Origin of the sequence: Citrobacter sp. RHBSTW-00671 (assembly GCF_014103415.1) — a bacterium.
Lineage (GTDB): Bacteria > Pseudomonadota > Gammaproteobacteria > Enterobacterales > Enterobacteriaceae > Citrobacter.
The window spans coordinates 3,087,991-3,112,515 of sequence record NZ_JABXPR010000001.1 but is presented as its reverse complement, the minus strand read 5'-3'; the positions used below and the strand labels follow the sequence as shown (position 1 = coordinate 3,112,515).

The following is a 24,525-nucleotide window of genomic DNA, read 5'->3' as shown; positions in this document are numbered from 1 at the left end:
TATCCCGGTGAAAAATGTGAAGAAACAGACCCTGTTAGGTTTCCTGTGTATCGTGTTGGTTGGGTGTGATAACGCCAAAGGGCTGGTGTCCTTTACGCCGGAAATGGCCAGCTTCTCCAATGAATTTGATTTTGATCCGTTACGCGGCCCGGTGAAAGATTTTAGTCAGACACTGCTCAACGACAAAGGCGAAGTGACTAAGCGCGTCACAGGTACGCTCTCGCAGGAAGGCTGTTTTGATACGCTGGAATTGCATGATGTCGAAAATAATACGGGAATGGCATTAGTGCTGGATGCGAACTTCTATCGGGACGCCGAAACGCTGGAAAAACGGATCCGTTTACAGGGGAAATGCCAACTGGCGGAACTGCCTTCTGCGGGCGTAGTGTGGGATACCGACGATAACGGTTTTGTTGTGTCCGCCACGGGAAAAGAGATGAAGGTGCAGTACCGGTATGACGCGGAAGGCTACCCGCTCGGCAAAACCACCATCAGTAAGGACAATACGCTGCAGGTTGACGCTAAACCGTCAGCCGATCCATTGAAAAAACTGGATTACACGGCAGTAAGCATGCTGAACGATCGCCCTTTAGGTAACGTCAAACAAACCTGTGAGTATGATTCGTATGCTAATCCGGTCAACTGCCAGCTGGTTATCGTTGACGAAAGCGTAAAGCCGGCAGTTGAGCATCATTACTCGATTGAAAACACCATTGATTACTACTAACCGTTTTTACTGAGCGGTAGGTTGTAACAGGTTGGAACCCGGTGTTTTGTGGTCGGCCAGATATTGCTGTTGGAAGATACACATGCGAATGGTGTTACGGTATTGGCCGTTAATAAAGAACTCATGAATCAGTTCACCTTCCACCATAAAGCCAAGTTTGCGGTAGATGTGAATTGCTTTTTCGTTCTCTTTATCAACGATCAGATACAGCTTATATAAGTTAAGCACGGTAAAACCGTAATCCATCGCCAGCTTTGCCGCGCGCGTTGCCAGACCTTTGCCCTGGTAATCCGGGGAAATGATGATCTGAAATTCAGCCCGGCGGTGCACATGGTTTATTTCAACCAGCTCCACCAGCCCGGCTTTCTCACCGTCACACTCGACCACAAAACGGCGTTCACTTTGGTCGTGAATGTGTTTGTCATACAGGTCTGACAGCTCCACAAACGCTTCGTAAGGTTCTTCAAACCAGTAGCGCATGACGCTGGCGTTGTTATCAAGCTGATGGACGAAACGTAAATCTTCACGCTCCAGCGGGCGCAGCTTTACACTGAGGGCGCTTGCCATATCGTATCCTTTCAATATTTTGGTGAGCACAATGATTATGGGGCAACGGTGCGGCCAGTGCGACGATCGAGACAACGCAGGGTGTTAGGCTCCCAATACGCATTCAGGTTCGCGCTTTGTTCGCATTTATCACGGCTATCAAAAGCAGCGTCGGCTTTGTCCCACTCTTTCTCTGTACGCTTGTTGACTTTCTGACGCAACTGACGCGTATCGTTCCATTGTTCCTTTTCCATTGCGGCCTGTTGACGACTTTGCGCACTGTCCCCGGACTCTATGACCAGTTTACTGGTTTCAGCAAATGCGGAAGAGGTGTACACAGCCGCCGCCAGCGTCAGCATCGCCGTCAGGCACAGGCGTTTGGTCAGTGTAATTTTCATGGCGAATTCCTTTAATGAGAAAGGGAAAAAAACGATAAAACAGGGTTAAATTCTACACTATTCCTGCGCCAGGGCATACCCACTGGGCGCATATGGATACGTTGGACATATTCTGTCGTATCATGGTTAAACCGAAGGTAACTGAATAACTTCAATGCTTAAGACAACATTACTTTTCTTCGTCACCGCGTTATGCGAAATCATTGGCTGCTTTTTACCCTGGCTCTGGCTTAAGCGTGGGGCGACGGCCTGGCTGCTGGTTCCCGCTGGGGTGTCATTAGCGCTGTTCGTCTGGTTGCTGACGCTACATCCGGCGGCGAGCGGGCGGGTATATGCCGCGTATGGTGGTGTCTATGTGGTGACTGCATTGCTCTGGTTACGCATTGTCGATGGCGTAAAATTGAGCCTGTACGACTGGTCCGGCGCGTTAGTGGCATTGTGTGGGATGTTGATCATTGTGGCCGGATGGGGGCGCGCATAGCGCCTTTTTTGTGATCAGTGAGCGTTTTTTTGATCTTCATACTTGTATGGTAGTAGCTCAGTTGGGTAAATTTCCTGCATCACAAGAACAGATGTAAGGATTAAAAAATGAAGATTGTCGGGGCTGAAGTTTTTGTTACCTGTCCAGGGCGTAATTTTGTCACGCTGAAAATCACGACAGACGATGGGATCACTGGATTAGGGGATGCCACGCTGAACGGGCGTGAATTATCCGTGGCGTCCTACCTGAAAGATCATGTGTGTCCACAGCTCATTGGGCGTGATGCGCATCGAATTGAGGATATCTGGCAGTTTTTCTACAAGGGGGCTTACTGGCGTCGCGGCCCGGTAACGATGTCGGCGATTTCTGCGGTGGATATGGCCCTGTGGGATATCAAAGCGAAGGCGGCGAATATGCCGTTGTACCAGTTGCTGGGTGGCGCATCACGCGAAGGCGTCATGGTGTATTGTCACACAACGGGTCATTCCATTGATGATGTGCTGGAGGATTACGCGCGTCATAAAGAGATGGGGTTTAAAGCGATCCGGGTGCAGTGTGGTGTACCGGGGATGAAGACCACCTACGGTATGTCTAAAGGTAAAGGCCTGGCCTACGAACCTGCGACCAAAGGCCAGTGGCCGGAAGAACAACTGTGGTCGACGGAGAAATATCTCGATTTCACACCGAAATTGTTTGAAGCCGTTCGCAACAAATTTGGTTTTGATGAACATCTTCTGCATGACATGCATCACCGCCTGACGCCAATTGAAGCGGCCCGTTTTGGCAAGAGCATTGAACAATACCGTTTATTTTGGATGGAAGACCCAACCCCAGCTGAAAACCAGGCGTGCTTCCGCCTGATCCGCCAGCATACGGTCACGCCGATTGCCGTAGGGGAAGTCTTCAACAGTATCTGGGACTGCAAGCAGCTTATTGAAGAACAGCTGATTGACTATATCCGCACCACTATTACCCATGCAGGCGGTATCACCGGTATGCGTCGTATTGCTGATTTTGCTTCACTTTATCAGGTACGCACGGGTTCTCATGGACCTTCCGATTTGTCGCCAGTCTGCATGGCCGCTGCGCTGCATTTCGATCTGTGGGTACCAAACTTCGGGGTGCAGGAATATATGGGGTACTCAGAACAGATGCTGGAAGTGTTCCCGCATAACTGGACCTTTGATAACGGCTATATGCACCCAGGAGACAAACCAGGGCTCGGTATTGAGTTTGACGAAAAACTTGCAGCGAAATATCCGTACGATCCCGCATATCTGCCGGTAGCCCGTCTTGAAGATGGCACGCTGTGGAACTGGTAAATGTAATTTTTACGTACGAAAGATGTTGATTAACCCAATACCCTACAGAAGGTTAAACTTATGGTTAGTTCAGTCGATATTAAAAATAACGTAGATAATAAGCCCATTATTCGTCGAGTGGCTTCAGCATCCGCAATTGGTACTGCTGCTGAGTATTATGACTTTTTTGCATACGGGACAGCAGCTGTACTCTTTTTTGGTCATTTATTTTTCCCAAGTGACGATCCGTTAATAAGTACTCTCGCTGCTTTTGCAACCTATGCTGTTGGTTTTCTCGCTAGACCATTAGGAGGAATTGTCTTTGGCCATATTGGCGATAAGGTTGGGCGTAAAAAAGCACTGGTTATTACCATATTAATTGTTGGTTTGGGGACGTTCTGTATCGGGTTATTACCTACATATGAGAAAATAGGCGTCTGGGCTCCAGCTTTACTTATTTTTATTCGTGTATTACAGGGATTTGGGGTCGGAGGAGAGCAAGCCGGTGCAGTACTGATGACTGCTGAATATTCTGAACCCAAACATCGTGGATTTTTTTCCAGTTGGGTTCAAATTGGTGCCCCGGTTGGTTTCCTTCTGCCGTTAGCACTCTTTGCGTTGTTAAATGCCACACTTTCTCCAGAGGCAATGATGGATTACGGGTGGCGTATACCGTTCCTGTTGAGTCTGTTACTGGTTATTGTTGGGCTGTTTATCCGCTTAAAAATTGATGAGTCACCTGTCTTTGCTCAGATTAGAGAGACAAAAGCAGAAGAATCACGTCCACTCGTTGAAGTTATCCGTGATTTTCCTGGCATTGTTGTCAAGGGAGTCTGTGCGAAACTGATTGAAGCTTGCACATTTGCAATGTTCACAGTGATTGTTTTGGCTTACGGTAAGGCAAATAATCTTGATGCTAATATTTTGATGGAGACAATGATCGTTGCGGTCATAATAGAAATCATTGCAATACCGTTGATGGGGTCACTATGCGATAAAATTGGACGTAAACCTGTCTATATTATCGGTGCGTTGCTGCAGGTCGTTATGATTATTCCTTTCTTCCTTGCGATTAATCAGGATAGTTTTTGGCTTACACAAATAGTAATGATCATGGTGCTGAGTATTGGACATAGTATGTGTTATGCACCTCAGGCTTCATATTTTCCAGAGCTTTTCCCAACTCATATTCGCTGTAGCGGAATAGCATTAATTTGGCAACTGGGGTCGCTAATAGGCAGTGGGATTCTTGGCTTAGTAGCAGTAAAAATTCTGCAAGTAACAGGTGGACATTACTATGGACTTGCAACCTATGTGATTGTGCTTGGCGTTATCTCAATTATTGGTTTGTTGATGATGCCGGAAACCGCTCCGCAAAGACTTAAGCGTGAATACCAGCAGTGGCAGAAACATTAATATCCTTTGGCGGCAGTATGCCGCCAAATTCACCGACATTGGTACATAACTCAATAAATGATGTCATACCAATTATAGAAAATTTAATGCAAATCAAAACATACAACCATACTGGCGTTACTCTGAGACAGTCCTGATTTCATTGATAAGTAGGTCATACAATGCAAAACAAGCTCTTAGCGGCAAAGGCTGCACTTCCTGGCTACGATCGTACAAAATTGGTTCCGCGTATTGTTCACCTGGGGTTCGGTGCTTTCCACCGCGCACACCAGGGGGTATACGCTGACATCCTGGCAGCAGATCACAATAGTGGCTGGGGATACTGCGAAGTAAACCTGATTGGCGGAGAGCAGCAGATTGCTGATTTGAAACAGCAAGATAACCTGTACACCGTTGCGGAAATGTCTGCGGATGCCTGGACCGCAAGAGTTGTTGGCGTGGTGAAAAAGGCGTTGCATGCGCAGGTTGATGGACTGGAAGCAGTACTGGCCGCGCTGTGCGAACCGCAGGTGGCGATCGTTTCCCTGACCATTACTGAGAAGGGGTATTGCCACTCTCCGGCAACCGGGCAATTGATGTTGGATAACCCGATGATTGCCGCCGACCTGCAAAACCCAAAACAGCCAAAGACCGCGCCGGGTGTGGTGGTTGAAGCACTTGCACGCCGTAAAGCCGCAGGTTTAGGTGCGTTTACCGTGATGTCTTGTGACAACATGCCTGAAAACGGTCATGTGATGCGCAATGTTGTCACCGCATATGCACGTGCGGTGGATGCTGAGCTGGCTGCATGGATCGAACAATATGTGACGTTCCCGTCAACAATGGTTGACCGTATTGTCCCGGCGGTAACCGCAGATACGCTGGACAAAATTGAACAACTTACCGGGGTACGCGATCCGGCGGGTGTGGCATGCGAACCGTTCCGTCAGTGGGTCATTGAAGATAACTTTGTCGCTGGGCGTCCAGAGTGGGAAAAAGCCGGGGCTGAACTGGTGGCAGATGTTATCCCGTTCGAAGAGATGAAGTTGCGCATGCTTAACGGCAGCCACTCTTTCCTGGCTTACCTCGGCTACCTGGCAGGATATCAACACATCAACGACTGCATGGGGGATGAGAACTATCGTCTCGCCGCCCGCGCCTTGATGCTGCAGGAGCAAGCGCCAACATTAAAAGTGAAAGGGGTGGATCTCCAGCATTATGCCGACTTGCTGATTGATCGCTATAGCAACCCGGCGTTGCGCCACCGTACCTGGCAGATTGCCATGGACGGTAGCCAGAAACTGCCGCAACGTATGCTTGACTCTGTGCGTTGGCATATCGTGCACGGTAGTGGTTTTGATCTTCTTGCGCTCGGTGTGGCGGGTTGGATGCGCTATGTCGGTGGTGTGGATGAGCAGGGACAAACTATTGAAATTAGCGATCCGCTGCTGCCAGTTATCCAGAAAGCGGTACAGAACAGTCACGAAGGTGAAGATCGTGTGCTGGCGCTATTGGCTATTGACGCTATTTTTGGTGACAAACTGCCACAAATTGAACTGGTTAAAAAGCAGGTTACAGAAGCGTACCTGACTTTGTTGGCGGAAGGTGCGAAGGCAACGGTTGCGAAATATGCGGCGAAATTACAGTCAGTAAGATAACGCTTTATGTCGCCATCCGGCTTTAACGACAGCCAGATGGCGCATTATTTTTGGCATTCACACCAATTAGTTCATGCCTAAACGAATCAGTTCGAGGGGGGCATATTTGCCTTCACATCCTTCGATTTCCACTGTTTTACCGCGGCGGATTTGCTCAGCGGTCAGGCCATCGGTGTCAATGGCTGTAATACGGCCGGTGAGTCCGGTGTCACTAATCATGACGCGGCTGCCAGTGGTGATTGCGTTGCGGTTACGATCGTATGTTTTCATGGTGTTTTCTCCTTTCCAACTTACCGTCAAAGCCCGTGGGCTTTTAGTCCCACGTAACGGGCGCAATATAAATACGCTTCTCGTTAATGATTTTTTTTGTTTTCGATCAAAATCACAGCTTTTTTTATGGGGATATGCGGGAGAGGGGATTGTTCGGGGAAACTCACCTCAGTGAGAGGTGAGCTACGTATTAGTCTTCGCTAAACCAGTCGCTATTTTCCTGACGAATAAGCTGAACAGATTCGCTAATTTCCTGTAGGTGCAGCTTCATTGCATGCTCGACGGCATCGCCATCATGTTTTACCAGCGCCGCAAAGATATCATGGTGCTGACGAAGTAGCATTTCAGGCGGAGAGACGTGATCCAGACTCATATAGCGCACTCGGTCTATCGTGGCTTTAATATTCTCGACGGTGTCCCAGGCAAGCTGGCAATCAGCGATTAATGCCAGTTTCTGATGAAACTCATCATCAAGCTGGAAAAAATCGTTGAGCTGCTTACGGTCAATGGCAATGCGTTGCTGATGCAGGTTTTGTTCCAGTTGATAGCACTGGTTGTCGGTGATCATCGAGGCGGCGCGGCGGGCTACGGCACACTCAATGGCCTGACGTACAAAACAGCCATTTTGCACCTGCGACAGCGAGATCTTATTCACGTAACTGCCACGTTGTGGACGGATCTGAATCAAACCGTTCTCTGCCAGTTTGATGAATGCTTCTCGTACCGGCTGGCGAGACACGTTAAAGCGTACGGAAACCTCTTTCTCCGACAATGGCGTACCGGGTGCAATCAGGCAATGCACGATATCGCTGCGAAGAATACGGTAAATCTGTTGATTTACCGGCTGTGTAGGGTTGAGCTGCGTTTCTACGGTCATTCATTCTTACTTATTAGAGAGTTAACCCGGCTATTTTATCACTTATCGCGCGCTTTCTATACCCGGCACAAGGCCGGGTATCTCATTTAGCTTCGATGCACGCTGAGCCCGGCAAAAGACTGGGTGACTGGCATCATCTCAAGGGTATTGATGTTGACATGAGCCGGTAACGAAGCAACCCACCATACGGCTTCAGTGACATCTTGCGGAGTCAGTGCAGTGGTATTTTCGTAGGTTTTACCTGCTTTATCATCGTCGCCTTTGAAACGCACATTAGAGAACTCGGTACCGCCAACCAGCCCGGGTTCAATGTCGGTAACGCGGATCGCTGTGCCGTGTAAGTCTGTACGCAGGTTCAGACTAAACTGACGAACAAACGCTTTGGTTGCACCATACACGTTCCCGCCAGCATACGGCCAGCTACCGGCGGTAGAGCCGATATTAATAATGTGGCCGCGGTTACGCTCGACCATGCCAGGCAGAACGGCACGAGTCATATAAATCAGGCCTTTGTTGTTGGTATCGATCATGGTTTCCCAGTCATCAACATTCGCTTTGTGGGCTGGCTCAAGACCCAGCGCCAGACCGGCATTGTTGACCAGAATATCGATATTGCGCCATTCGGCGGGCAGGGCGTCCAGCATCTCTTCAATGGATGCGCGATTGCGTACGTCAAGCTGGGCGGTATACAGATTATTACCCAGTTCATCTTTCAGTTCCTGCAGACGTTCCTGGCGGCGTCCGGTGGCAATAACTTTATGCCCATTCTCAATAAAACGACGCGTAATGCACTCACCAAAACCTGCTGTTGCTCCGGTTACTAAAACGATCATCTCACTGTTCCTCAACGCTTTTTATGTAGTACTACCATAGCACGTCATTTCTGTTCAGAGCTATTCCTGCTTAACGAGATTGCGGTCGAATCCTGGGAGGCCTACTCTAGTAAACAAATCGTTTTCAGGAGGAAAAGATGTCGTTAACAAATCCTTTTTTGCACCACAGCACATTACCTTACCAGGCACCGCAATTCGATCAGATTGAAGATTGCCATTATCGGCCCGCGTTTGATGAAGGTGTGAAACAAAAACGCGCTGAAATAGCGGCGATTGTGCAAAACCAACAGGCTCCTGATTTCACAAATACGTTGCTGGCGCTTGAGCAAAGTGGGGCGTTGTTGACGCGCGTCACCAGCGTTTTTTTTGCGATGACGGCGGCGCATACCAACGATGAGCTGCAGCGGCTTGACGAGGCCTTCTCCGCCGAACTGGCTGCGCTGGCCAATGATATCTACCTCAATGACGCACTTTTTGCGCGTATAGATGCCGTCTGGCAGCAACGCTCTTCGCTGGAGCTGGAAGGTGAGTCATTGCGTCTGTTGGAGGTGGTTCACCAACGCTTTGTGTTGGCAGGTGCGCGTCTTAATGACGCCGACAAAGCGCGCCTGAAAGCGCTAAATACGGAGTCGGCGACGTTAACCAGTCAGTTCAATCAGCGTCTGCTGGCGGCGAACAAAGCGGGTGCACTGATTGTGAATGATGTCCGGCAACTTGACGGACTTAGTGCAGAGGAAATTGCCGTTGCGGCGCTAGCCGCCAGTGACAAAGGACTTGAGGGACGCTGGGTTATCCCACTATTGAACACCACACAACAACCGGCGCTTGCTGCATTACGCGATCGACAGACACGAGAAAACCTGTTTACCCAGGCATGGACGCGGGCGGAAAAAAATGATGCCAACGATACCCGCGCTATCATTAAACGGCTGGTGGAGATCCGCAGAGAGCAGGCAACATTACTGGGTTTTGCGAATTTTGCAGCCTGGAAAATTGCCGATCAGATGGCGAAAACGCCAGAAGCGGCACTCTCTTTTATGCGGGCGATCGTGCCTGCTGCACGTCAACGCGCGCTGAATGAGCAGGCTGAAATTCAGAAAGCGATTAACCAGCAACAGGGCGAATTCGAGGTTGAGGCCTGGGACTGGGCATTTTATGCTGAGCAGGTACGCCGTGAAAAATATGCTCTTGATGAAGCGCTGCTTAAACCTTACTTTGCCCTGGATACGGTGCTGAATGAAGGTGTTTTCTGGGCAGCAAACCAACTGTTTGGCATTAAATTCATCGAGCGCTTTGACATCCCTGTTTATCATCCGGATGTACGGGTTTGGGAAATTTTCGATCATGATGGCGTAGGACTGGCGCTGTTTTATGGTGATTTCTTTGCCCGTGACTCAAAAAGCGGTGGTGCCTGGATGGGGAATTTTGTTGAGCAATCGCTGCAAAATGAAACCAGACCGGTCATTTACAACGTCTGCAACTATCAGAAACCTGCTCAGGGCCAACCCGCCTTGCTGCTGTGGGATGATGTCATCACGTTGTTCCATGAGTTCGGACACACGTTACACGGTTTGTTTGCCAGCCAACGGTATGCAACGCTGTCAGGCACGAATACCCCGCGTGATTTTGTCGAGTTCCCGTCGCAGATTAACGAACACTGGGCGAGTGATCCGCAGGTTTTCGCGCGTTATGCTCGCCATGTTGAAACGGGTGAAAAAATGCCCCAGCCATTGCTGGAGAAGATGCAACGGGCCAGCTTGTTTAACAAAGGTTATGATATGACGGAGCTTCTCAGCGCTGCATTGCTGGATATGCGCTGGCACAGCCTGGAGCAGAGTGTGTCATCGCTGTCAGTCGATGAATTTGAGCTGCAGGCCCTGGCTGCGGAAGGACTGGATCTGCAGGCGGTACCGCCGCGTTATCGCAGTAGCTATTTTGCCCATATCTTCGGCGGTGGTTATGCCGCAGGATATTACGCTTATTTATGGACGCAAATGCTGGCCGATGACGGCTATCAGTGGTTTGTAGAACAGGGCGGATTGACTCGTGAAAACGGGCAGAAATTCCGCGAAGCGATTTTGTCCCGTGGCAACAGCACTGACTTAGCTGAGCTTTTTCGCCAGTGGAGCGGACGCGAACCCAAAATGGAGCCGATGCTCAAACATCGTGGTTTGAGCGCTTAAGGCATTGTCAGCCAAAAAATTGAACCGGGCGCGATGCCCGGTTTTTAGCTGGATTTTTTCTTCCCCGAAATTCCTCCCTAAAATGAATCCTTAAATTCTGCAAAATTTGCGGGGGGGGCCTTTCTTCGCTCTGCGCCAGAAGTGAACGTGGTTAACGACTGCCTCTTGCAAAGGCGAGGGCCAGGATTCATTTAGAAATTTAAAAGTTGAAGAAATAAGTCCTGCGCCAGCTTCAAGGCATCATTTGAAAACGTATCTGGGCCAGGCACATTACAACCCTCCGTGCCCATCCAGGTTTCTTCCAGACTCAGTCGTTCGCACGCGTGTATTCAGCGTCAATCGCTTCCGCATCCGCGCGCCAGCGGGAAAAAAGGGATTGTTGCTCGCGGATCGCCTGCATCGTTGTCTCAAGGTTGGTCATTTCGTCCTGCATCTCTGCGAAGCCGGTAAAATGCTTACGGTCAAAATCACTCTCTTCCAGCGTATTAATCAACCCCTCGCGCTGCTGATTAAAATTTCCCACCATGGATTCAATCATTTTCTTGAACTCTTCTTCACGCTTCGCTTGGTTATAGGTATCCCAGAGTTCAAGCGCAACGCCGACAAATACCAGCGCGCCGTTCATGCCTTTTGCAAATTTTATGGCACCCCAGGGCTTAAATTTCAGAAATTTGCCCAGTTCTAATCCGGCCATTTTGCCAACCGTTACCACGCCATCACGCGCCGCAATCACGGTTGTACTGTTGATGAAATTGCTCTTAACGATGTAATTGAGCCCTTGCTTACCCATGGCTGCAATATTACCGTTGTAATGATTAATCTCCGCACTGTAGCCCAGATGCATTTTCCGGATAGCATTGTTAACGGACTGGACTCGACGATCGAACTCGTTTTCGAGACGGGTATTAATCACGATGCCTTTTTCGCCTATTTCGTTCTCGAAAAATTCCACATAGGTTTCGAGACTTAGGCCTTTGGCCCTCAAAATCAAATCTTTGAAGTAATCAGTAACGAAGGTTTTCAAACTGATGCGGGCGTCAGTGATGTCGCGTTGCATCATGAGCAGCTCTTTAGAGAGCCGGGTATGCATCGATGAAAGACCTTCAACCTCCTTCTTAATTCGATCATCGTTAGCGATCGCCTCAGGAAGTTTTCGGAACAAAATATCCTTTATTACGCTCTTTTTCGTCTCTTCACTCAGTGCCAGTGCACCGCCGCTGCGCTCGATTTTGTAACTTGTCGCATCCTGTAATTCGACGATGTGGGAAAGGGCTTGGAATTTCTCAGGATTCTCCAGCCAATATTCCGTTCCCATATCAAAGGGGTTGGCCGCAACAGCAACAATACTGAGCGCATCACGTTCCTGCTGGGTCAGCGCAATCAGGTCACTAAGGCGAGAACTCACATTTTGGCGTTTCACCAGCATATTAGACGTGTAATCCTCTTCGTCCTCTACGTCAGCTACCTCATCGAAACGGCTAAGCACAAACACCGTTCGGTCGAGCAGGTTCAGTGTGCGGAACAACCATTCAAGGTCGGCCTTGTGGCTTTCTTTAATCGGGTTGGTGGAGTTCATGACGTAGAGGATCAGATGTGCCTCGCTGATATACTTTTTTGTCATGTCCTTGTATTTTTCGACGGCTCGGGTGTCCTCATTGAACTGCTCTTTAAAACCAAACAGCCCAGGCGTATCGATCAGAACAAAATCAGAACCCACGTCGTACACTTTGACTTCGTTGGATGACTCCTGATGGCTGATGTTCATGCTAGCTTTATCCAGACGCCCCATCCATGCCGCTGCAATGGAGGTTTTACCTTCGGAAAAACCACCGATCAGAGCGATTTTTAATTTCCCATTTGCAGCATTCTCTTTGGCCGCCTCAATTTTATGAATAAGTTGTACATCGACCGGGACACCGACCTTTTCCCCCTGCTCGAGAAATGCAGTCAGTCCATCCAAAATGTAAATATTGCGTAACTGTTGTGCTTTAAAAGCCTCAAGCGTTTTTTCCATTACTTAGCTCCAGAAAAATCAATTTCATTAGATAACAGGCGTAACGCTGCGGCCGCCTGAGTCAAAATCTCATTTATGCTTGATACCTGCTGTACCGGTGCTTCCAACATTACTTTGAGTTCGGCTATTTTCTTCTTCAGTTCAGGGAAGGCCTTTTCGATACCTTCTAAGATTGCGCCATTCATATGAGCGGCCACATTGCTGAGATTTTTGTCAGCTGACTGCTTCTGTTGCGACATTTTGTAGTTGGAGCTGAAAAAGCTGCGCACCGCCTTGTAAGCCGCAAAGGCAAGGCTTGCGAGTGCAGGGGCAAGGATTAGCCACCCCGCGGGGTTCCAAAATAACAGCGCACCTCCTGCAAGCGATGCCAATAGCCCTGAGACCTTGATGCCATTATCAATATCAATGGTGAGTGGAAACTCGCTACTGAACTGATGTTTTTGCAGGCTTGCGAAGGTGTCGAGTATCTCGTGAGCGTGCTGCTGGAATTGCTCAATGATGTCGCTAATCTCAAGCTGAAAACGCTCGAGCTCTTTTTTCAGTGCTTCTGGGAGGGATTTTTCAAGCTTGCCGTGCTCCCTGCTGATGGCAGACTCCAGCTCACTTTTAAAACGGTCGGTGCTAATGTCACCGTCAATGGCCTGATAAACTTGTTCCCGTGCCTGATTACGGAACTGGCTAATTCCCTCATCAGCTCGGTCAATCAGTCGCTGGTACAGTGACTTCAGAGCAAGGTCAAGCTGCTTATGCGCACTGTCTTTTTTATCACTGAACTGACTGGCAAGCCCGGCATAGGTGTCCTGTTGCAGCGTAGTCACTTGTGCAGCAATATCATCCAGCACAACGCGAGTTTTTTGGGTGTTTGAGCGGGTAATTTTGTCTTTGCTGTCGGTGACGAGCTGCTGTGTTAATACGCGCGCAAGTTCCGCAACGCCCGTTTTCTCAAGTAACTGTTCTCTGGTAAAGGATTTTAGAAATTTATCGCGGCTTTTAATGTACGACCCGCCAGGCACCAAATGTTCAGCCACACTGAGAAACCCTGGCATGGCGCTGACAACCAGCGTATCTCGATAGTTTTCACCCAGTTGTTCGCGCATTTTTTCATTAAGATCCTTGATACTCTGCGCTTCATCCTCATTCACCAAGGGTTTGTTAAGACTCATCGCATTTGTCACACGCTTATTAAACAATGTCCAGACCTCGGTCTGCGCATTAAGGTGTGATTTAATTTTCTCCAGTGTTCCGGGATTTTCTTCATCACCTTTCTGCGGTGCAGTTGCTTTGCTGGTTACATAAAACACCGCATGCGCTTTCTCGACCGCTCGCTTAATTTGTTCGAGCACCTTGCTCTCTTTACCTTCAATACCAGGAATATCCAGTAGAGCAAAACGCTGGCCATGTGCTTCGAAAGGATAAAGAGTAGCGTCCAGAGTGAAGTCTGACAGACCAGTGCCGATGATTTCACCATCCGCCAGCGCGTTTAGTTCGCCAAGTTGGTTCTCCACTCTTGCCCGTAGCTCTATAATCGTCTGCCGCTCTCTGTCGCATTCCGCTTGCTGGCTTGTTAAGGGTTGTGTTGCCTGACTCATTTCAGCGTCCAATGCCAGTTGTCGCTTCCTTAGCTGTTGTTGTTGCTTTTGCGCTGGGGAGAGAATGTATAGGGCTATCAGCCGACGTATTGCGGACCAATGCTTTTTCTGATCTTCGATAAACGTGCTCAGTCGCGACAATTCTTTCTCAAGTTCAGCTTCCCGCGCAGCATAGCTTCCTCGTAATTCTGCTATAGCTCGGCTAAGGGCCTCGGTCCGGGTCTCATTGTCTTTCAACAGCCGGTCGTTGTTCTCAAGAATCTCAGGCGAGAGATTATGTTGTTGCTGAAACTTGCGAAAAGCATCTTGTCTGGCGAGTTTAGATTCTTCCTTAAGCAGGATGCGCAGTGCTTCAATAACTGTTGATTTTCCGGCGTTTGTTTCGCCATAGAAGGCGATAGTAAACGTCTCCCACTCAGCATTCGCGCTCAAGCTTTCGATGGCTTCATTTAACCGTGTCTGGAAACTTTCAAGTTGAAGACGGGCTTGGTCGTTGGCTTTCTTTAGCGCAGTGTCGGTTACAGGCTTAGTAAGATTATCGAGAATGCGTCCAACTTCTTGTGAGATTTTCTTGTAGACCTGTCCGGAGGTCTCAATAGCGGCAGACATGCAGAATCCTTTGAAGTTAATCCGTTTTAATCCGTTGGGTGGCGGTATACACGACCCTGCCATATATACAGACCCTAATGTTGAATCGGCAGAATGAGAAATTTCTTTAAAAAAAACGGATTGATAACTGATTATCTACTATGACACATATCTGAAGCGCGAAATCGCACTCTGCCACTGGGATGATGCGCCCGCTTTTTTCTATAAGGATTATATTCGGGTAGATAAGCTGATTTCCGGTATGGGCGGGCAGATTCTTTACCGCGAAGCTACTCCCATTTAAACGATGCGTTATCTTTGTTGAAAATGATGGTGGCCTGATGCCATTCCTTACCATCAAGGATCATTTCCAGACATTGTGTGGGGTAAAGAAAATCAGCAGGTTGAAATTGTTCATATTCGGATTCAGATGTGAGCATGACGTCATGATTGACGTTGACTATCGAACCCTCAGGATTTTCAGGATCAGGAGATTTTATGCAAAATAACCGGGCCTGATAAAAATCATCGGGAAGTCCTTCCAGCATGCAGCCTGTAGCCCATTGAATGAGTTGCTCTTTCGAGTATTGAACGTTCGATTCTTCTGTCTTTTGTTGTGTGGTGATTAGACGGTGAAGGGTTTTGAGAACAGAAAACATATCATCTCCTGATTGCAGGTCACGCCAACATAGCACCAAATAAACTGAACCGTCAGCAGACGAGAACACAATGTAGCGAATGAAGCAACTATTTTGGGAACATTCCTGGAACCGATGCTGATTAATTGGAAACCATAGCAGTAATTTCTCTATAACACCGTCAACGTAATGGTTGATTCTTAATCACACTTCATGCGGTTAATATCATCGTCGTTTTTTGCGATTTAACTCAGAGGATTATTGTTTCATTAAATATAAAACAATAAAAGTCACATCCACTCTATTGCATTGATTGCTATAATTATTTTAATTTCAGGTTAGTTTATTATCATGCGAAGTAATCTCTATTTTCTTTCTTTAATATTAATTACTATTAAAAAATTTACATAAGTTTTCTTTTTGGGCGCTAAAATACCCATGTCTAAATGTTCATACAGGGAAGGAAACCGTGATGATCAGAAGAACACAGGAAATAGATGCAATTTTAATCGAACTTAACAAATCAATTGATGCTCATTATAAGTGGCTAGTGAAAATGTTTCGCTGTGTGGTGTCATCAGACGTTACTCAGCCTGATATTACGGGCGATGACGCTCACTTCGTTTGTCAATTTGGCCAGTGGCTCAAAGACCATCCACAGCACGATGATGATGAATGTAGTTATGTCAGCAAGATTAACGCGACACATGAGAAAATGCATTTGTTAGGCAAGGAATTGCTCTTGGCAATCGTGGAAGAGCGCAGCCATTCATGGCATTTCGACAGTTTCCAGGATGCGTTACTGGCATTTACGTCTGCGGTCATGGACTACAAAATATATTTACTGACTATCCGCAGTAATATTGATGTGTTAACAGGCTTACCTGGCAGAAGAATGCTTGATGAGTCGTTTGACCAGCAGTTACTCGATGCTGAACCGCTTAACCTGTACATATTGTTGCTGGATATCGACCGTTTTAAACATGTTAATGATACCTACGGGCATCTGGTTGGTGACATAGTATTGCGTAACCTGGCGTCAAATTTATTATCCTGGACGCGATATGATGAGGTTGCTTATCGCTATGGTGGTGAGGAATTTATTGTCATCATCCGCACCAAAACGGACGAGCAGGCCTGCCAGGCAGGGTTGCGTCTTTGTCATCTGATTGGCCAGAAAAAAATCCCTTATCCAGAAGGCGAAATCGGCATAACGGTAACGGCTGGCATTACCAGAGTTCAACAGGGTGAAACGCTGGACAACGGTCTTGGGCGTGCTGACAGAGCCATGTATGAAGGGAAACAGACCGGCAGGAATCGCTGCATGTTTATGGATGAAAAAGAGAAAATCACGTTAGTTGGCATCAATGATCAACCGACACTGCTCGTCAGAGCGTGAATTTTATCAGCGCAGATCGGCTGTAGTTACGTTTCGTTTAACTTCCATTGTGGTTGTCGGTGATATGTTAGCCGACTATTCGTTATCTTCGCAGGGAATTGCCAGATAACGTATAAAGCAAAACACAAATCTATCCATGCAAGCATTTACCGCTGGTTTTCCGGCGGTTTTTTTTACCTGTAATTCAGAGAAATGATTCAGGGAAGGGAAGCAGGTAAAAAAATGGCCCCTTGTGCAGTTACGCGACAAGGGGCCGGTTCGGCGCAGGATTATCTCCGTTCATCAATCATCCCATCTGTGGCTAAAATACGCGGCCAGGAAACCGGAAAATAAAATAATTCCCAGAACAGCCATAAAAATATTCATATTACCCAGCATAGTAAATGCTCCTTTATCTATGAGTTTCCTCTCTTACCTTAATTTCACCTCGTTAATGACTATAGTAGCAATTCGAACTTAAACAAAGAGTGAACTGTGTGATTATTTCGTCTGAAATGTAAAGTTATGGCTTTTTCTCGTCGAAGAAAATAAATAATAGTGACGAAACAGGCACCCCCATCTGCAAATAATCATAATTTCATCCTGTAATCCTCTGTAGCTGCCGGGTTGTCCGGACACAAGATGTTGCACGTTTATAATGCAACACCGCGTCATGGTGGTTCAATTCTTCTCTCTTAGTGTCATGCCGACGCATTCTTTTTATATGCGCCTCATTGAAATATTTGTAATCTATTGAATTGTATGCTGTTTTTATATCTGGCACTGTTTTTGCCTTATCCCTTCTGAACACCCTTAATTTGCACCGTTTTGTCTGTCCGGCTGCACCGGAGCTTTCAGCAAGTCTACTTTCAGGAGTGAAACTATGCAGCGTCGTACATTATTAAAAGCCTTTGCTCTTTCGGCCTCTGTTGTGGCTATGGGGATGAGTTTTAGCGTTCAGGCTGCCGACACCATTAAAGTTGGCATCATGCATTCGTTGTCCGGGACAATGGCTATTTCTGAAACACCGCTGAAGGATGTGGCGTTGATGACCATTGATGAGATCAACGCCAAAGGCGGTGTACTGGGAAAAAAACTGGAGCCGGTAGTGGTCGATCCGGCATCAAACTGGCCGCTGTTTGCCGAAAAAGCCCGTCAGTTGCTAAGCCAGGACAAAGTGGCGGTGGTTTTGGGGTGCTGGACATCGGTTTCGCGCAAATCTGTACTGCCGGTATTTGAAGAGTTAAACGGCCTGTTATTTTATCCCGTGCAGTACGAAGGTGAAGAGATGTCACCTAATGTTTTCTATACCGGCGCCGCGCCCAATCAGCAGGCCATTCCGGCGGTTGAGTATCTGATGAGTGAAGACGGTGGCAGTGCAAAACGTTTCTTCCTGCTGGGCACCGACTACGTCTATCCGCGAACAACCAATAAAATTCTCCGTGCCTGGCTGCATTCAAAAGGCGTCGCCGATAAAGACATTGAAGAGGTCTATACCCCGTTTGGCCACAGTGATTACCAGACCATCGTCGCCAGCATCAAAAAATTCTCCGCCGGGGGCAAAACGGCGGTGGTATCTACCATTAATGGCGACTCTAACGTTCCGTTCTATAAAGAGCTGGCAAACCAGGGCCTGAAAGCGACCGATGTTCCGGTCGTTGCGTTCTCTGTTGGAGAAGAGGAGTTGCGTGGTATTGATACCAAACCCCTGGTAGGCAATCTTGCGGCCTGGAACTATTTTGAATCCGTTGATAATGCCACCAATAAGCAATTTATTGCTGATTACCGCGCCTATGCGAAAGCGCACAAACTGCCGAATGCGGATTCTGTGGTCACGAACGATCCGATGGAAGCCACGTATGTTGGCCTGCACATGTGGGCGCAGGCTGTTGAAAAAGCCGGAACGACGGATGTCGATAAAGTTCGCGCAGCCATGGCGGGGCAATCATTCGCTGCACCTTCTGGCTTTACGCTGACAATGGATGCAACGAACCACCACCTGCATAAACCCGTCATGATTGGCGAAATCGAAAGTAACGGTCAGTTTAACGTGGTATGGCAAACGGATGCCCCGGTCCGTGCCCAACCGTGGAGTCCGTATATCGCCGGGAATGATAAAAAATCTGAACAACCCGTCAAAACCGCCAGCAACTGATCTTACGCCCTCCTGTGGGAGGGCCCAATTTTGGAGAACGCTATCATGAAAGCCATGCGCTTTATTCGTGGCGTGTTGTTGCTGACGTGGCTTTTGCCGTGGATAGCGCAGGCAACAGATGCCGATACTTTCGCCGCGGCCAGTCGGACACAGCAGGCGACATTACTGAAACAATGGGCGATTAACCCCGATGTGCAGCGTTTACCTTTGCTGAATGCCCTGAGTGGCGAAAACCTGCTGACCGATGGCGTTAAAAATGCATTCACGATGAACGGTTCGCATGTGCAATCACTGGGGACGGCCAGCACGCCTAGTGGCGAATTAAAAAAAATCCGCCTGACTAACCGCCTGCGTAATCTGGTGGCTGGCACATTGGCTATTCATCAACTTTTAAGTGACAGTGTCACTTTGAGAGTGGCTGCCGCCCGGACATTACAGCGTGAAGCACTGCCAGACATGTTGCCATTTTTGCAGCACAGGCTAATGCAGGAGACGGATGCTGGCGTGAAATCCGCCCTGGCGGCCGCTCTGGCAAATCTGCAACTGAGCAGTACTTCGCCCGATGTCAGGCGCCAGGCCATCGAATTGCTGGGTGCATCCAATGATCCTGAAACACAGGCGCGATTACAGCCCTTCACCCAGCTGGAACATGAACCCGATGCACGCGTACGCGCTGCCGCCAGCGAAAGCCTGAATACCATCGGGCATCGAATGAAGGTTGGTGAGCTGCTTGGCCAGGCGTTTATGGGATTATCGCTGGGGTCTATTTTATTGCTGGCAGCACTAGGGCTGGCCATTACCTACGGGCTGCTCGGCGTCATTAATATGGCGCACGGTGAAATGCTGATGCTTGGCGCTTACTGTACCTGGATAGTGCAACAGCTGATGAGCCAGTTTTTCCCGCAGTGGTTAGCCTTTTATCCGCTGATTGCGCTACCGGTTGCCTTCTTGCTGACCGCCACTATTGGAATGCTGCTGGAACGCGGAGTGATCCGCCATTTATACGGACGCCCACTTGAGACGCTACTGGCAACCTGGGGGATTAGCCTGATTCTGATCCAGTTGGTGCGTATGACCTTTGGTGCGCAAAACCTTGAGGTTGCCAACCCGGCATGGCTGTCGGGAGGTATTCAGGTCTATGCCAATCTGATTTTGCCCTGGAACCGGATTGTGGTGCTGGGATTTGCCATTCTGGTGCTGTTTTTCACCTGGTTGTTGCTGAATAAAACCCGTCTGGGTATGCGCGTGCGTGCGGTGACGCAAAACCGCAGCATGGCTGACTGCTGCGGTGTTCCCACGGGGCGGGTGGATATGTTGGCATTTGGTCTGGGGTCGGGCATTGCCGGACTGGGAGGGGTGGCGCTATCGCAGTTGGGCAACGTGGGACCAGAACTGGGGCAAAGCTACATCATTGATTCATTTTTGGTGGTGGTGCTGGGTGGCGTGGGACAGCTGGCCGGGAGCGTTGCGGCGGCGTTTGGTTTGGGGATTTTCAACAAGATTCTCGAACCGCAGGTTGGGGCCGTCCTCGGCAAAATTATGATTCTGGTGCTGATTATTCTGTTTATTCAAAAACGTCCGCAGGGGCTGTTTGCGCTAAAAGGGAGGGTCATTGACTGATGACGATGCCAATGACATTAACGCTGGCGCGCAAAGCGCCGCGTATTACCGGTGTGCTGGGGCTGGCTTTACTGCTGGCACTGATTATTCTGCCATTTCTCGCGCTGCTGCCTGCGGATCATCCGCTGGCGATATCTGTCTGGACGCTGACACTGGTCGGGAAAATTCTCTGTTATGCCATTGTGGCTGTTGCCCTGGATCTGGTGTGGGGATATGCCGGAATGCTGTCGCTGGGCCACGGTATTTTCTTTGCGCTGGGCGGTTATGCGATGGGGATGTACCTGATGCGCCAGGCGTCTGGTGAAGGGGTGCCCGCGTTTATGTCGTTCCTGTCGTGGACTGAACTTCCGTGGTTCTGGTGGGGAACGCAGCACTTTCTTTGGGCGATGGCGCTGGTTGTTATGGTGCCTGGTTTACTGGCATTGGTGTTTGGCTGGTTTGCCTTTCGCTCAAAAATCAAAGGCGTCTATTTCTCCATCATGACGCAGGCGCTGACCTTTGCCGGCATGCTGCTGTTCTTCCGTAACGAAACCGGGTTTGGCGGTAATAACGGATTTACCGGTTTTACCACCCTTCTGGGATTTCCGGTGACGGCGACCACGACGCGTATCGCGTTGTTCCTGGCGACCGTTGTGCTGCTGATTCTGGCGCTGTGGATCGGGTGGGCGCTGGCTCGCAGTAAATTTGGCCGTATTTTGACCGCCGTTCGTGACGCTGAAAATCGGTTGATGTTCTGCGGGTATGACCCAAAGGGCTTCAAACTCCTGGTGTGGACGCTATCCGCCGTCCTGTGCGGACTGGCGGGGGCGCTGTATGTTCCGCAGGTGGGCATCATTAACCCCAGTGAAATGTCACCCACCAACTCAATTGAAGCCGCGATTTGGGTCGCACTGGGGGGGCGCGGCACGTTGATTGGCCCGGTGTTTGGCGCGGTGCTGGTGAACGGCGCTAAAAGCTGGTTTACCGTCATCATGCCGGAATACTGGCAACTGTTTCTCGGCCTGATTTTTATTGGCGTTACGCTGTTTTTGCCTCGCGGCGTGATTGGTCTGTTTCGCAAGGGAGACAAATAATGCAGCCAGATGAAGGGCTTTTTACCCGCCAGATGCCGGGCGATCGTTTTCGCAATCAAACCGATCCGGTGCTCCAACTGGAAAAAATAAACGTTAACTTTGATGGTTTCCAGGCGCTAACGGATTTGACGCTCAATATTGGGGTGGGAGAGTTACGCTGCGTTATTGGACCCAATGGCGCAGGAAAAACCACCTTGATGGATGTTATCACCGGTAAAACGAAGCCGCAAAGTGGGCAGGCGATTTACGATCAATCCATTGATTTAACATCACTCGACGCCATCGCCATTGCTCGCCAGGGCATTGGTCGCAAATTTCAGAAACCGACCGTATTTGAAGCGCTGACGGTGGAGGAGAACCTCGAGTTGGCGATGAAAAATGATAAATCCGTTTGGGGTTCCTTACGCGCGTGTTTATCGGGAGAACAGCGGGATCGCATCGATGACATGTTGACGCTGTTGCGACTGAGTAACGAACGCGCCCGTCGTGCCGGACGCCTGTCCCATGGACAGAAACAATTTCTGGAGATTGGTATGTTGCTGGTGCAGGAGCCGCATTTGCTGCTACTGGATGAACCGGCGGCCGGGATGACGGATGCCGAGACGGAATACAGCGCTGAACTGTTTCGCCAGCTTGCCGGAAAACATTCTCTGATGGTGGTTGAGCACGATATGGGGTTTGTTGAAAGCATTGCTGATCACGTCACGGTATTGCACCAGGGGCGGGTACTGGCCGAGGGGAGCCTGCGCGATGTTCAGTCCAACGAGCAGGTGATTGAAGTGTATCTCGGACGCTAAGGAGTGCTGATGCTACAGGTAAATGAACTAAATCAATACTATGGCGGCAGCCATATCCTGCGCGGCGTGAGTTTTGAGGCGCGTATCGGTGAAGTAACATGTCTGCTGGGGCGTAATGGGGTTGGCAAAACGACACTGCTGAAGTGCCTGATGGGGCTGATTCCAACCCGCAGCGGCAGCGTTATCTGGCAGGGTAAAAACATGACTCACCGTAAGCCACATCAACGGGTGCAGGCGGGGGTAGCGTATGTGCCGCAGGGGCGAGACATTTTTCCTCGCCTGACGGTGGAAGAAAATCTGTTGTTGGGACTCTCCCGGTTTTCAGCACAACAGGCAAAACGTGTACCGGATGAAATTTATGCGTTGTTTCCGGTATTACAGGAGATGAAATACCGACGGGGCGGTGATTTGTCGGGTGGGCAACAGCAGCAGTTAGCTATTGGCCGGGCGCTGGCCAGTCGCCCGCAGTTGTTGATCCTCGATGAACCAACAGAGGGGATCCAGCCTTCGGTGATTAAGGAGATTGGCCTGGTTATCAGCCAACTGGCCCATCGTGGTGATATGGCCATATTGCTGGTGGAGCAGTTTTATGACTTTGCCGAACAGCTTGCGGACAAATACCTGTTAATGTCGCGAGGAAACATTATTCAACGCGGATCTGGTGAAAACATGGCAGCAGAAGGTGTGCGTGGGTTGGTTGCTATCTGAATCAGGCGACAGCGGCGTTTTGTCACTGTCGCCGTAATGTTCAGCAGACTGCCGGCTGGCTCCAGGGTTTGGCGCGCATGCCTTTTATCATTAACGCCCAGGCAAGGACAATCGCCACCATTAGTGCGACAAACAGCGACCAGGGGGGCAGTGTGGTCAGGATGACCCCGCTGACTAATGGGTTGACCGCCGCGCCAAGCCAGCCCAGTGACTGGGCGGAAAAGTAACTGGCTTTCATGCCTGCCGGCGCGATGTTGTCGATCAGCATGTATTCACCCGGTGCATAGATGACTTCGCCAATGGTGAAAAAGGCGGCTGAAATCCCCCAGAACAGCAGGCTGTTGCCAGAGAAGGTAAAACCGACCAGACCGATAACAAAAAACAGTGTACCTGCAGCCATCAGTGGGCGGATGTTTGCAGACGTCAGTCTGCGTCCGACTGCATATTGCAGCGATACCACAATTGCCGCGTTGACGGGCAGAACGACTGCCACTACTTTCTCAGCAAAATCACCATCGGCAACCACCATCACGTACTGAGAAATACAGGATGCAAATGCACCACCGACAAACGAGGCCAGAAAAGCAGACAACGTAAACCAGCATAATGCTTTATCGCGCAGCAAAACCGAGGGGGACCATACTGTCGCGTTCAAACCTTCAGAAGGGATAGCAGAGCGCTTTACCCATGTCTGGATAAACACCAGCGGGAAGGCTGAACATATGGCCGCCAACCAGAACGGCAGGTTAATGCTTTGCATAACCAGTAGCGTGCCCAACGGCGGGCCAACGGTCCAGCCGATGTTCAGCACGGTGTAGTTCAGTGAGAAAATCTTTGTTTTATTGGTGGCTGAGAGGTTATCGGCAAACCAGGCTTTCAGCACGGTGGCAAACACGGAGTAGGCACAGTTGATCAGCGCGAAGAGCAGAACTACCACCACCACGTTATGCACCAGAGGAATCGCGATAAAGCCGGAAGCAAAGCCCGCGATCGCCAGCAGCATAAAGCGTTTTTTTTCAAATTTATCGGCCAGGATGCCGAATCCAAGACTGAAAACGACGCCAATAGTCAGTGCTACTGTCATTGCATAACCGATCAGATCGACACCCAGGCCATACTGACGACTGAGGTAAATCGTCATGAATGGTAGCGTGGCTCCGCGTCCAATGGTTAATAGTAATGATGACGCGAGTAATGCAAGGGTCGACCTTCTCAGCGAGATATTCATTTTTTTGCCCGACAGTGCATGTTGTTATGTTTTTTTTAGATATCAGAAACAAATAGCATGCTAAAAGT

Annotated in this window: 23 protein-coding genes; 12 read left to right on the top strand and 11 right to left on the bottom strand. The window is 49.2% G+C overall.

Features of this window, described 5'->3' with window-relative positions:
- Positions 1-16: 16 nt before the first annotated feature.
- A complete protein-coding gene (locus HV261_RS14915) occupies positions 17-727 on the top strand; it encodes a YnfC family lipoprotein (protein ID WP_271440534.1) in 711 nt (236 codons plus the stop codon).
- A gap of 6 nt (positions 728-733) precedes the next feature.
- Here HV261_RS14915 and speG read toward each other — a convergent pair whose 3' ends face one another.
- Positions 734-1,294, bottom strand: a complete 561-nt coding sequence (gene speG / locus HV261_RS14910; RefSeq protein WP_101743063.1) for a spermidine N1-acetyltransferase — start codon at positions 1,292-1,294, stop codon at positions 734-736.
- 35 nt (positions 1,295-1,329) lie between these two features.
- Positions 1,330-1,671, bottom strand: coding sequence for a DUF1283 family protein (locus HV261_RS14905; protein ID WP_137383113.1), 342 nt, complete (start codon positions 1,669-1,671; stop codon positions 1,330-1,332).
- Between the two features lie 154 nt (positions 1,672-1,825).
- Between HV261_RS14905 and HV261_RS14900 the strand changes: the two genes are divergently transcribed.
- The 4 genes from HV261_RS14900 to HV261_RS14885 all read left to right on the top strand — a co-directional run bounded on the left by HV261_RS14900 (position 1,826) and on the right by HV261_RS14885 (position 6,506).
- Entirely contained in the window at positions 1,826-2,152 is a 327-nt protein-coding gene (locus tag HV261_RS14900) for a YnfA family protein (protein WP_005121149.1), read from the top strand.
- Between the two features lie 107 nt (positions 2,153-2,259).
- A complete protein-coding gene (gene rspA, locus HV261_RS14895; protein WP_005121148.1) occupies positions 2,260-3,474 on the top strand; it encodes a starvation-sensing protein RspA in 1,215 nt (404 codons plus the stop codon).
- Positions 3,475-3,534: 60 nt separating this feature from the next.
- Positions 3,535-4,869 (top strand): MFS transporter, encoded by a 1,335-nt coding sequence (locus HV261_RS14890; RefSeq protein ID WP_048211708.1) that lies wholly within the window; start codon positions 3,535-3,537, stop codon positions 4,867-4,869.
- A gap of 161 nt (positions 4,870-5,030) precedes the next feature.
- The gene (locus tag HV261_RS14885) at positions 5,031-6,506 is read left to right on the top strand and encodes a mannitol dehydrogenase family protein (protein WP_202038685.1); all 1,476 of its coding nucleotides are present in this window, start codon (positions 5,031-5,033) and stop codon (positions 6,504-6,506) included.
- 66 nt (positions 6,507-6,572) lie between these two features.
- Here the strand turns inward: HV261_RS14885 and ydfZ are convergent, their stop codons facing one another.
- The 3 genes from ydfZ to ydfG form a co-directional block, all read right to left on the bottom strand.
- Positions 6,573-6,776, bottom strand: a complete 204-nt coding sequence (ydfZ, locus tag HV261_RS14880; RefSeq protein WP_003032393.1) for a putative selenium delivery protein YdfZ — start codon at positions 6,774-6,776, stop codon at positions 6,573-6,575.
- A 190-nt stretch (positions 6,777-6,966) separates the two neighbouring features.
- Positions 6,967-7,653, bottom strand: coding sequence for a GntR family transcriptional regulator (locus HV261_RS14875; RefSeq protein ID WP_202038684.1), 687 nt, complete (start codon positions 7,651-7,653; stop codon positions 6,967-6,969).
- 86 nt (positions 7,654-7,739) lie between these two features.
- Positions 7,740-8,486 (bottom strand): bifunctional NADP-dependent 3-hydroxy acid dehydrogenase/3-hydroxypropionate dehydrogenase YdfG, encoded by a 747-nt coding sequence (ydfG, locus tag HV261_RS14870; RefSeq protein WP_137383108.1) that lies wholly within the window; start codon positions 8,484-8,486, stop codon positions 7,740-7,742.
- Between the two features lie 137 nt (positions 8,487-8,623).
- Between ydfG and dcp the strand changes: the two genes are divergently transcribed.
- Positions 8,624-10,669 (top strand): peptidyl-dipeptidase Dcp, encoded by a 2,046-nt coding sequence (dcp, locus tag HV261_RS14865; protein ID WP_202038683.1) that lies wholly within the window; start codon positions 8,624-8,626, stop codon positions 10,667-10,669.
- A gap of 307 nt (positions 10,670-10,976) precedes the next feature.
- Here dcp and HV261_RS14860 read toward each other — a convergent pair whose 3' ends face one another.
- The 3 genes from HV261_RS14860 to HV261_RS14850 all read right to left on the bottom strand — a co-directional run bounded on the left by HV261_RS14860 (position 10,977) and on the right by HV261_RS14850 (position 15,519).
- The gene (locus HV261_RS14860) at positions 10,977-12,683 is read right to left on the bottom strand and encodes a LeoA/HP0731 family dynamin-like GTPase (RefSeq protein WP_202038682.1); all 1,707 of its coding nucleotides are present in this window, start codon (positions 12,681-12,683) and stop codon (positions 10,977-10,979) included.
- Positions 12,683-14,881, bottom strand: coding sequence for a GTPase (locus tag HV261_RS14855; RefSeq protein WP_202038681.1), 2,199 nt, complete (start codon positions 14,879-14,881; stop codon positions 12,683-12,685). The genes HV261_RS14860 and HV261_RS14855 overlap by 1 nt, the downstream gene beginning before the upstream one ends.
- A gap of 269 nt (positions 14,882-15,150) precedes the next feature.
- Positions 15,151-15,519, bottom strand: coding sequence for a hypothetical protein (locus HV261_RS14850; RefSeq protein WP_202038680.1), 369 nt, complete (start codon positions 15,517-15,519; stop codon positions 15,151-15,153).
- A 451-nt stretch (positions 15,520-15,970) separates the two neighbouring features.
- Between HV261_RS14850 and HV261_RS14845 the strand changes: the two genes are divergently transcribed.
- Positions 15,971-16,897, top strand: a complete 927-nt coding sequence (locus HV261_RS14845; protein ID WP_202038679.1) for a diguanylate cyclase — start codon at positions 15,971-15,973, stop codon at positions 16,895-16,897.
- A 238-nt stretch (positions 16,898-17,135) separates the two neighbouring features.
- Here the strand turns inward: HV261_RS14845 and HV261_RS27995 are convergent, their stop codons facing one another.
- The gene (locus tag HV261_RS27995; RefSeq protein WP_420889184.1) at positions 17,136-17,180 is read right to left on the bottom strand and encodes a hypothetical protein; all 45 of its coding nucleotides are present in this window, start codon (positions 17,178-17,180) and stop codon (positions 17,136-17,138) included.
- Positions 17,180-17,275 (bottom strand): protein MgtS, encoded by a 96-nt coding sequence (gene mgtS / locus HV261_RS14840; RefSeq protein WP_003032406.1) that lies wholly within the window; start codon positions 17,273-17,275, stop codon positions 17,180-17,182. The genes HV261_RS27995 and mgtS overlap by 1 nt, the downstream gene beginning before the upstream one ends.
- A gap of 484 nt (positions 17,276-17,759) precedes the next feature.
- Here mgtS and urtA point away from each other — a divergent pair, with 484 nt between their 5' ends.
- Genes urtA through urtE form a run of 5 tightly spaced genes read left to right on the top strand, consistent with a single transcriptional unit; the run spans position 17,760 to position 23,229 of the window.
- On the top strand, positions 17,760-19,031 hold the full coding sequence (gene urtA, locus HV261_RS14835; protein WP_202038678.1) for an urea ABC transporter substrate-binding protein: 1,272 nt from the start codon (positions 17,760-17,762) through the stop codon (positions 19,029-19,031).
- Positions 19,032-19,076: 45 nt separating this feature from the next.
- On the top strand, positions 19,077-20,651 hold the full coding sequence (urtB, locus tag HV261_RS14830; protein ID WP_202039702.1) for an urea ABC transporter permease subunit UrtB: 1,575 nt from the start codon (positions 19,077-19,079) through the stop codon (positions 20,649-20,651).
- Positions 20,651-21,724 (top strand): urea ABC transporter permease subunit UrtC, encoded by a 1,074-nt coding sequence (gene urtC / locus HV261_RS14825; protein ID WP_202038677.1) that lies wholly within the window; start codon positions 20,651-20,653, stop codon positions 21,722-21,724. The genes urtB and urtC overlap by 1 nt, the downstream gene beginning before the upstream one ends.
- Positions 21,724-22,521, top strand: coding sequence for an urea ABC transporter ATP-binding protein UrtD (urtD, locus tag HV261_RS14820; RefSeq protein ID WP_202038676.1), 798 nt, complete (start codon positions 21,724-21,726; stop codon positions 22,519-22,521). The genes urtC and urtD overlap by 1 nt, the downstream gene beginning before the upstream one ends.
- Before the next feature lie 9 nt (positions 22,522-22,530).
- Positions 22,531-23,229, top strand: coding sequence for an urea ABC transporter ATP-binding subunit UrtE (urtE, locus tag HV261_RS14815; protein WP_202038675.1), 699 nt, complete (start codon positions 22,531-22,533; stop codon positions 23,227-23,229).
- A 40-nt stretch (positions 23,230-23,269) separates the two neighbouring features.
- On the opposite strand, the gene ydeE is transcribed toward urtE, so the two are convergent.
- Positions 23,270-24,457 carry an efflux MFS transporter YdeE gene (gene ydeE / locus HV261_RS14810; RefSeq protein WP_202038674.1) on the bottom strand — a complete coding sequence of 396 codons (1,188 nt, stop codon included), beginning with the start codon at positions 24,455-24,457 and terminating at the stop codon, positions 23,270-23,272.
- Between the last annotated feature and the right edge of the window lie 68 nt (positions 24,458-24,525).

What these genes read in the sequence shown, in the direction of transcription:
- ydfG (WP_137383108.1), bottom strand. Translation starts at nt 8,486, where the DNA reads ATGATCGTTTTAGTAACCGGAGCAACAGCAGGTTTTGGTGAGTGCATT.
- urtA (WP_202038678.1), top strand. Translation starts at nt 17,760, where the DNA reads ATGCAGCGTCGTACATTATTAAAAGCCTTTGCTCTTTCGGCCTCTGTT.
- HV261_RS14890 (WP_048211708.1), top strand. Translation starts at nt 3,535, where the DNA reads ATGGTTAGTTCAGTCGATATTAAAAATAACGTAGATAATAAGCCCATT.
- rspA (WP_005121148.1), top strand. Translation starts at nt 2,260, where the DNA reads ATGAAGATTGTCGGGGCTGAAGTTTTTGTTACCTGTCCAGGGCGTAAT.
- urtE (WP_202038675.1), top strand. Translation starts at nt 22,531, where the DNA reads ATGCTACAGGTAAATGAACTAAATCAATACTATGGCGGCAGCCATATC.
- HV261_RS14875 (WP_202038684.1), bottom strand. Translation starts at nt 7,653, where the DNA reads ATGACCGTAGAAACGCAGCTCAACCCTACACAGCCGGTAAATCAACAG.
- urtC (WP_202038677.1), top strand. Translation starts at nt 20,651, where the DNA reads ATGACGATGCCAATGACATTAACGCTGGCGCGCAAAGCGCCGCGTATT.
- HV261_RS14860 (WP_202038682.1), bottom strand. Translation starts at nt 12,683, where the DNA reads ATGGAAAAAACGCTTGAGGCTTTTAAAGCACAACAGTTACGCAATATT.
- ydeE (WP_202038674.1), bottom strand. Translation starts at nt 24,457, where the DNA reads ATGAATATCTCGCTGAGAAGGTCGACCCTTGCATTACTCGCGTCATCA.
- HV261_RS14900 (WP_005121149.1), top strand. Translation starts at nt 1,826, where the DNA reads ATGCTTAAGACAACATTACTTTTCTTCGTCACCGCGTTATGCGAAATC.
- HV261_RS14845 (WP_202038679.1), top strand. Translation starts at nt 15,971, where the DNA reads ATGATCAGAAGAACACAGGAAATAGATGCAATTTTAATCGAACTTAAC.
- mgtS (WP_003032406.1), bottom strand. Translation starts at nt 17,275, where the DNA reads ATGCTGGGTAATATGAATATTTTTATGGCTGTTCTGGGAATTATTTTA.
- speG (WP_101743063.1), bottom strand. Translation starts at nt 1,294, where the DNA reads ATGGCAAGCGCCCTCAGTGTAAAGCTGCGCCCGCTGGAGCGTGAAGAT.
- HV261_RS14855 (WP_202038681.1), bottom strand. Translation starts at nt 14,881, where the DNA reads ATGTCTGCCGCTATTGAGACCTCCGGACAGGTCTACAAGAAAATCTCA.
- HV261_RS14905 (WP_137383113.1), bottom strand. Translation starts at nt 1,671, where the DNA reads ATGAAAATTACACTGACCAAACGCCTGTGCCTGACGGCGATGCTGACG.
- urtD (WP_202038676.1), top strand. Translation starts at nt 21,724, where the DNA reads ATGCAGCCAGATGAAGGGCTTTTTACCCGCCAGATGCCGGGCGATCGT.
- HV261_RS14850 (WP_202038680.1), bottom strand. Translation starts at nt 15,519, where the DNA reads ATGTTTTCTGTTCTCAAAACCCTTCACCGTCTAATCACCACACAACAA.
- HV261_RS14885 (WP_202038685.1), top strand. Translation starts at nt 5,031, where the DNA reads ATGCAAAACAAGCTCTTAGCGGCAAAGGCTGCACTTCCTGGCTACGAT.
- urtB (WP_202039702.1), top strand. Translation starts at nt 19,077, where the DNA reads ATGAAAGCCATGCGCTTTATTCGTGGCGTGTTGTTGCTGACGTGGCTT.
- ydfZ (WP_003032393.1), bottom strand. Translation starts at nt 6,776, where the DNA reads ATGAAAACATACGATCGTAACCGCAACGCAATCACCACTGGCAGCCGC.
- dcp (WP_202038683.1), top strand. Translation starts at nt 8,624, where the DNA reads ATGTCGTTAACAAATCCTTTTTTGCACCACAGCACATTACCTTACCAG.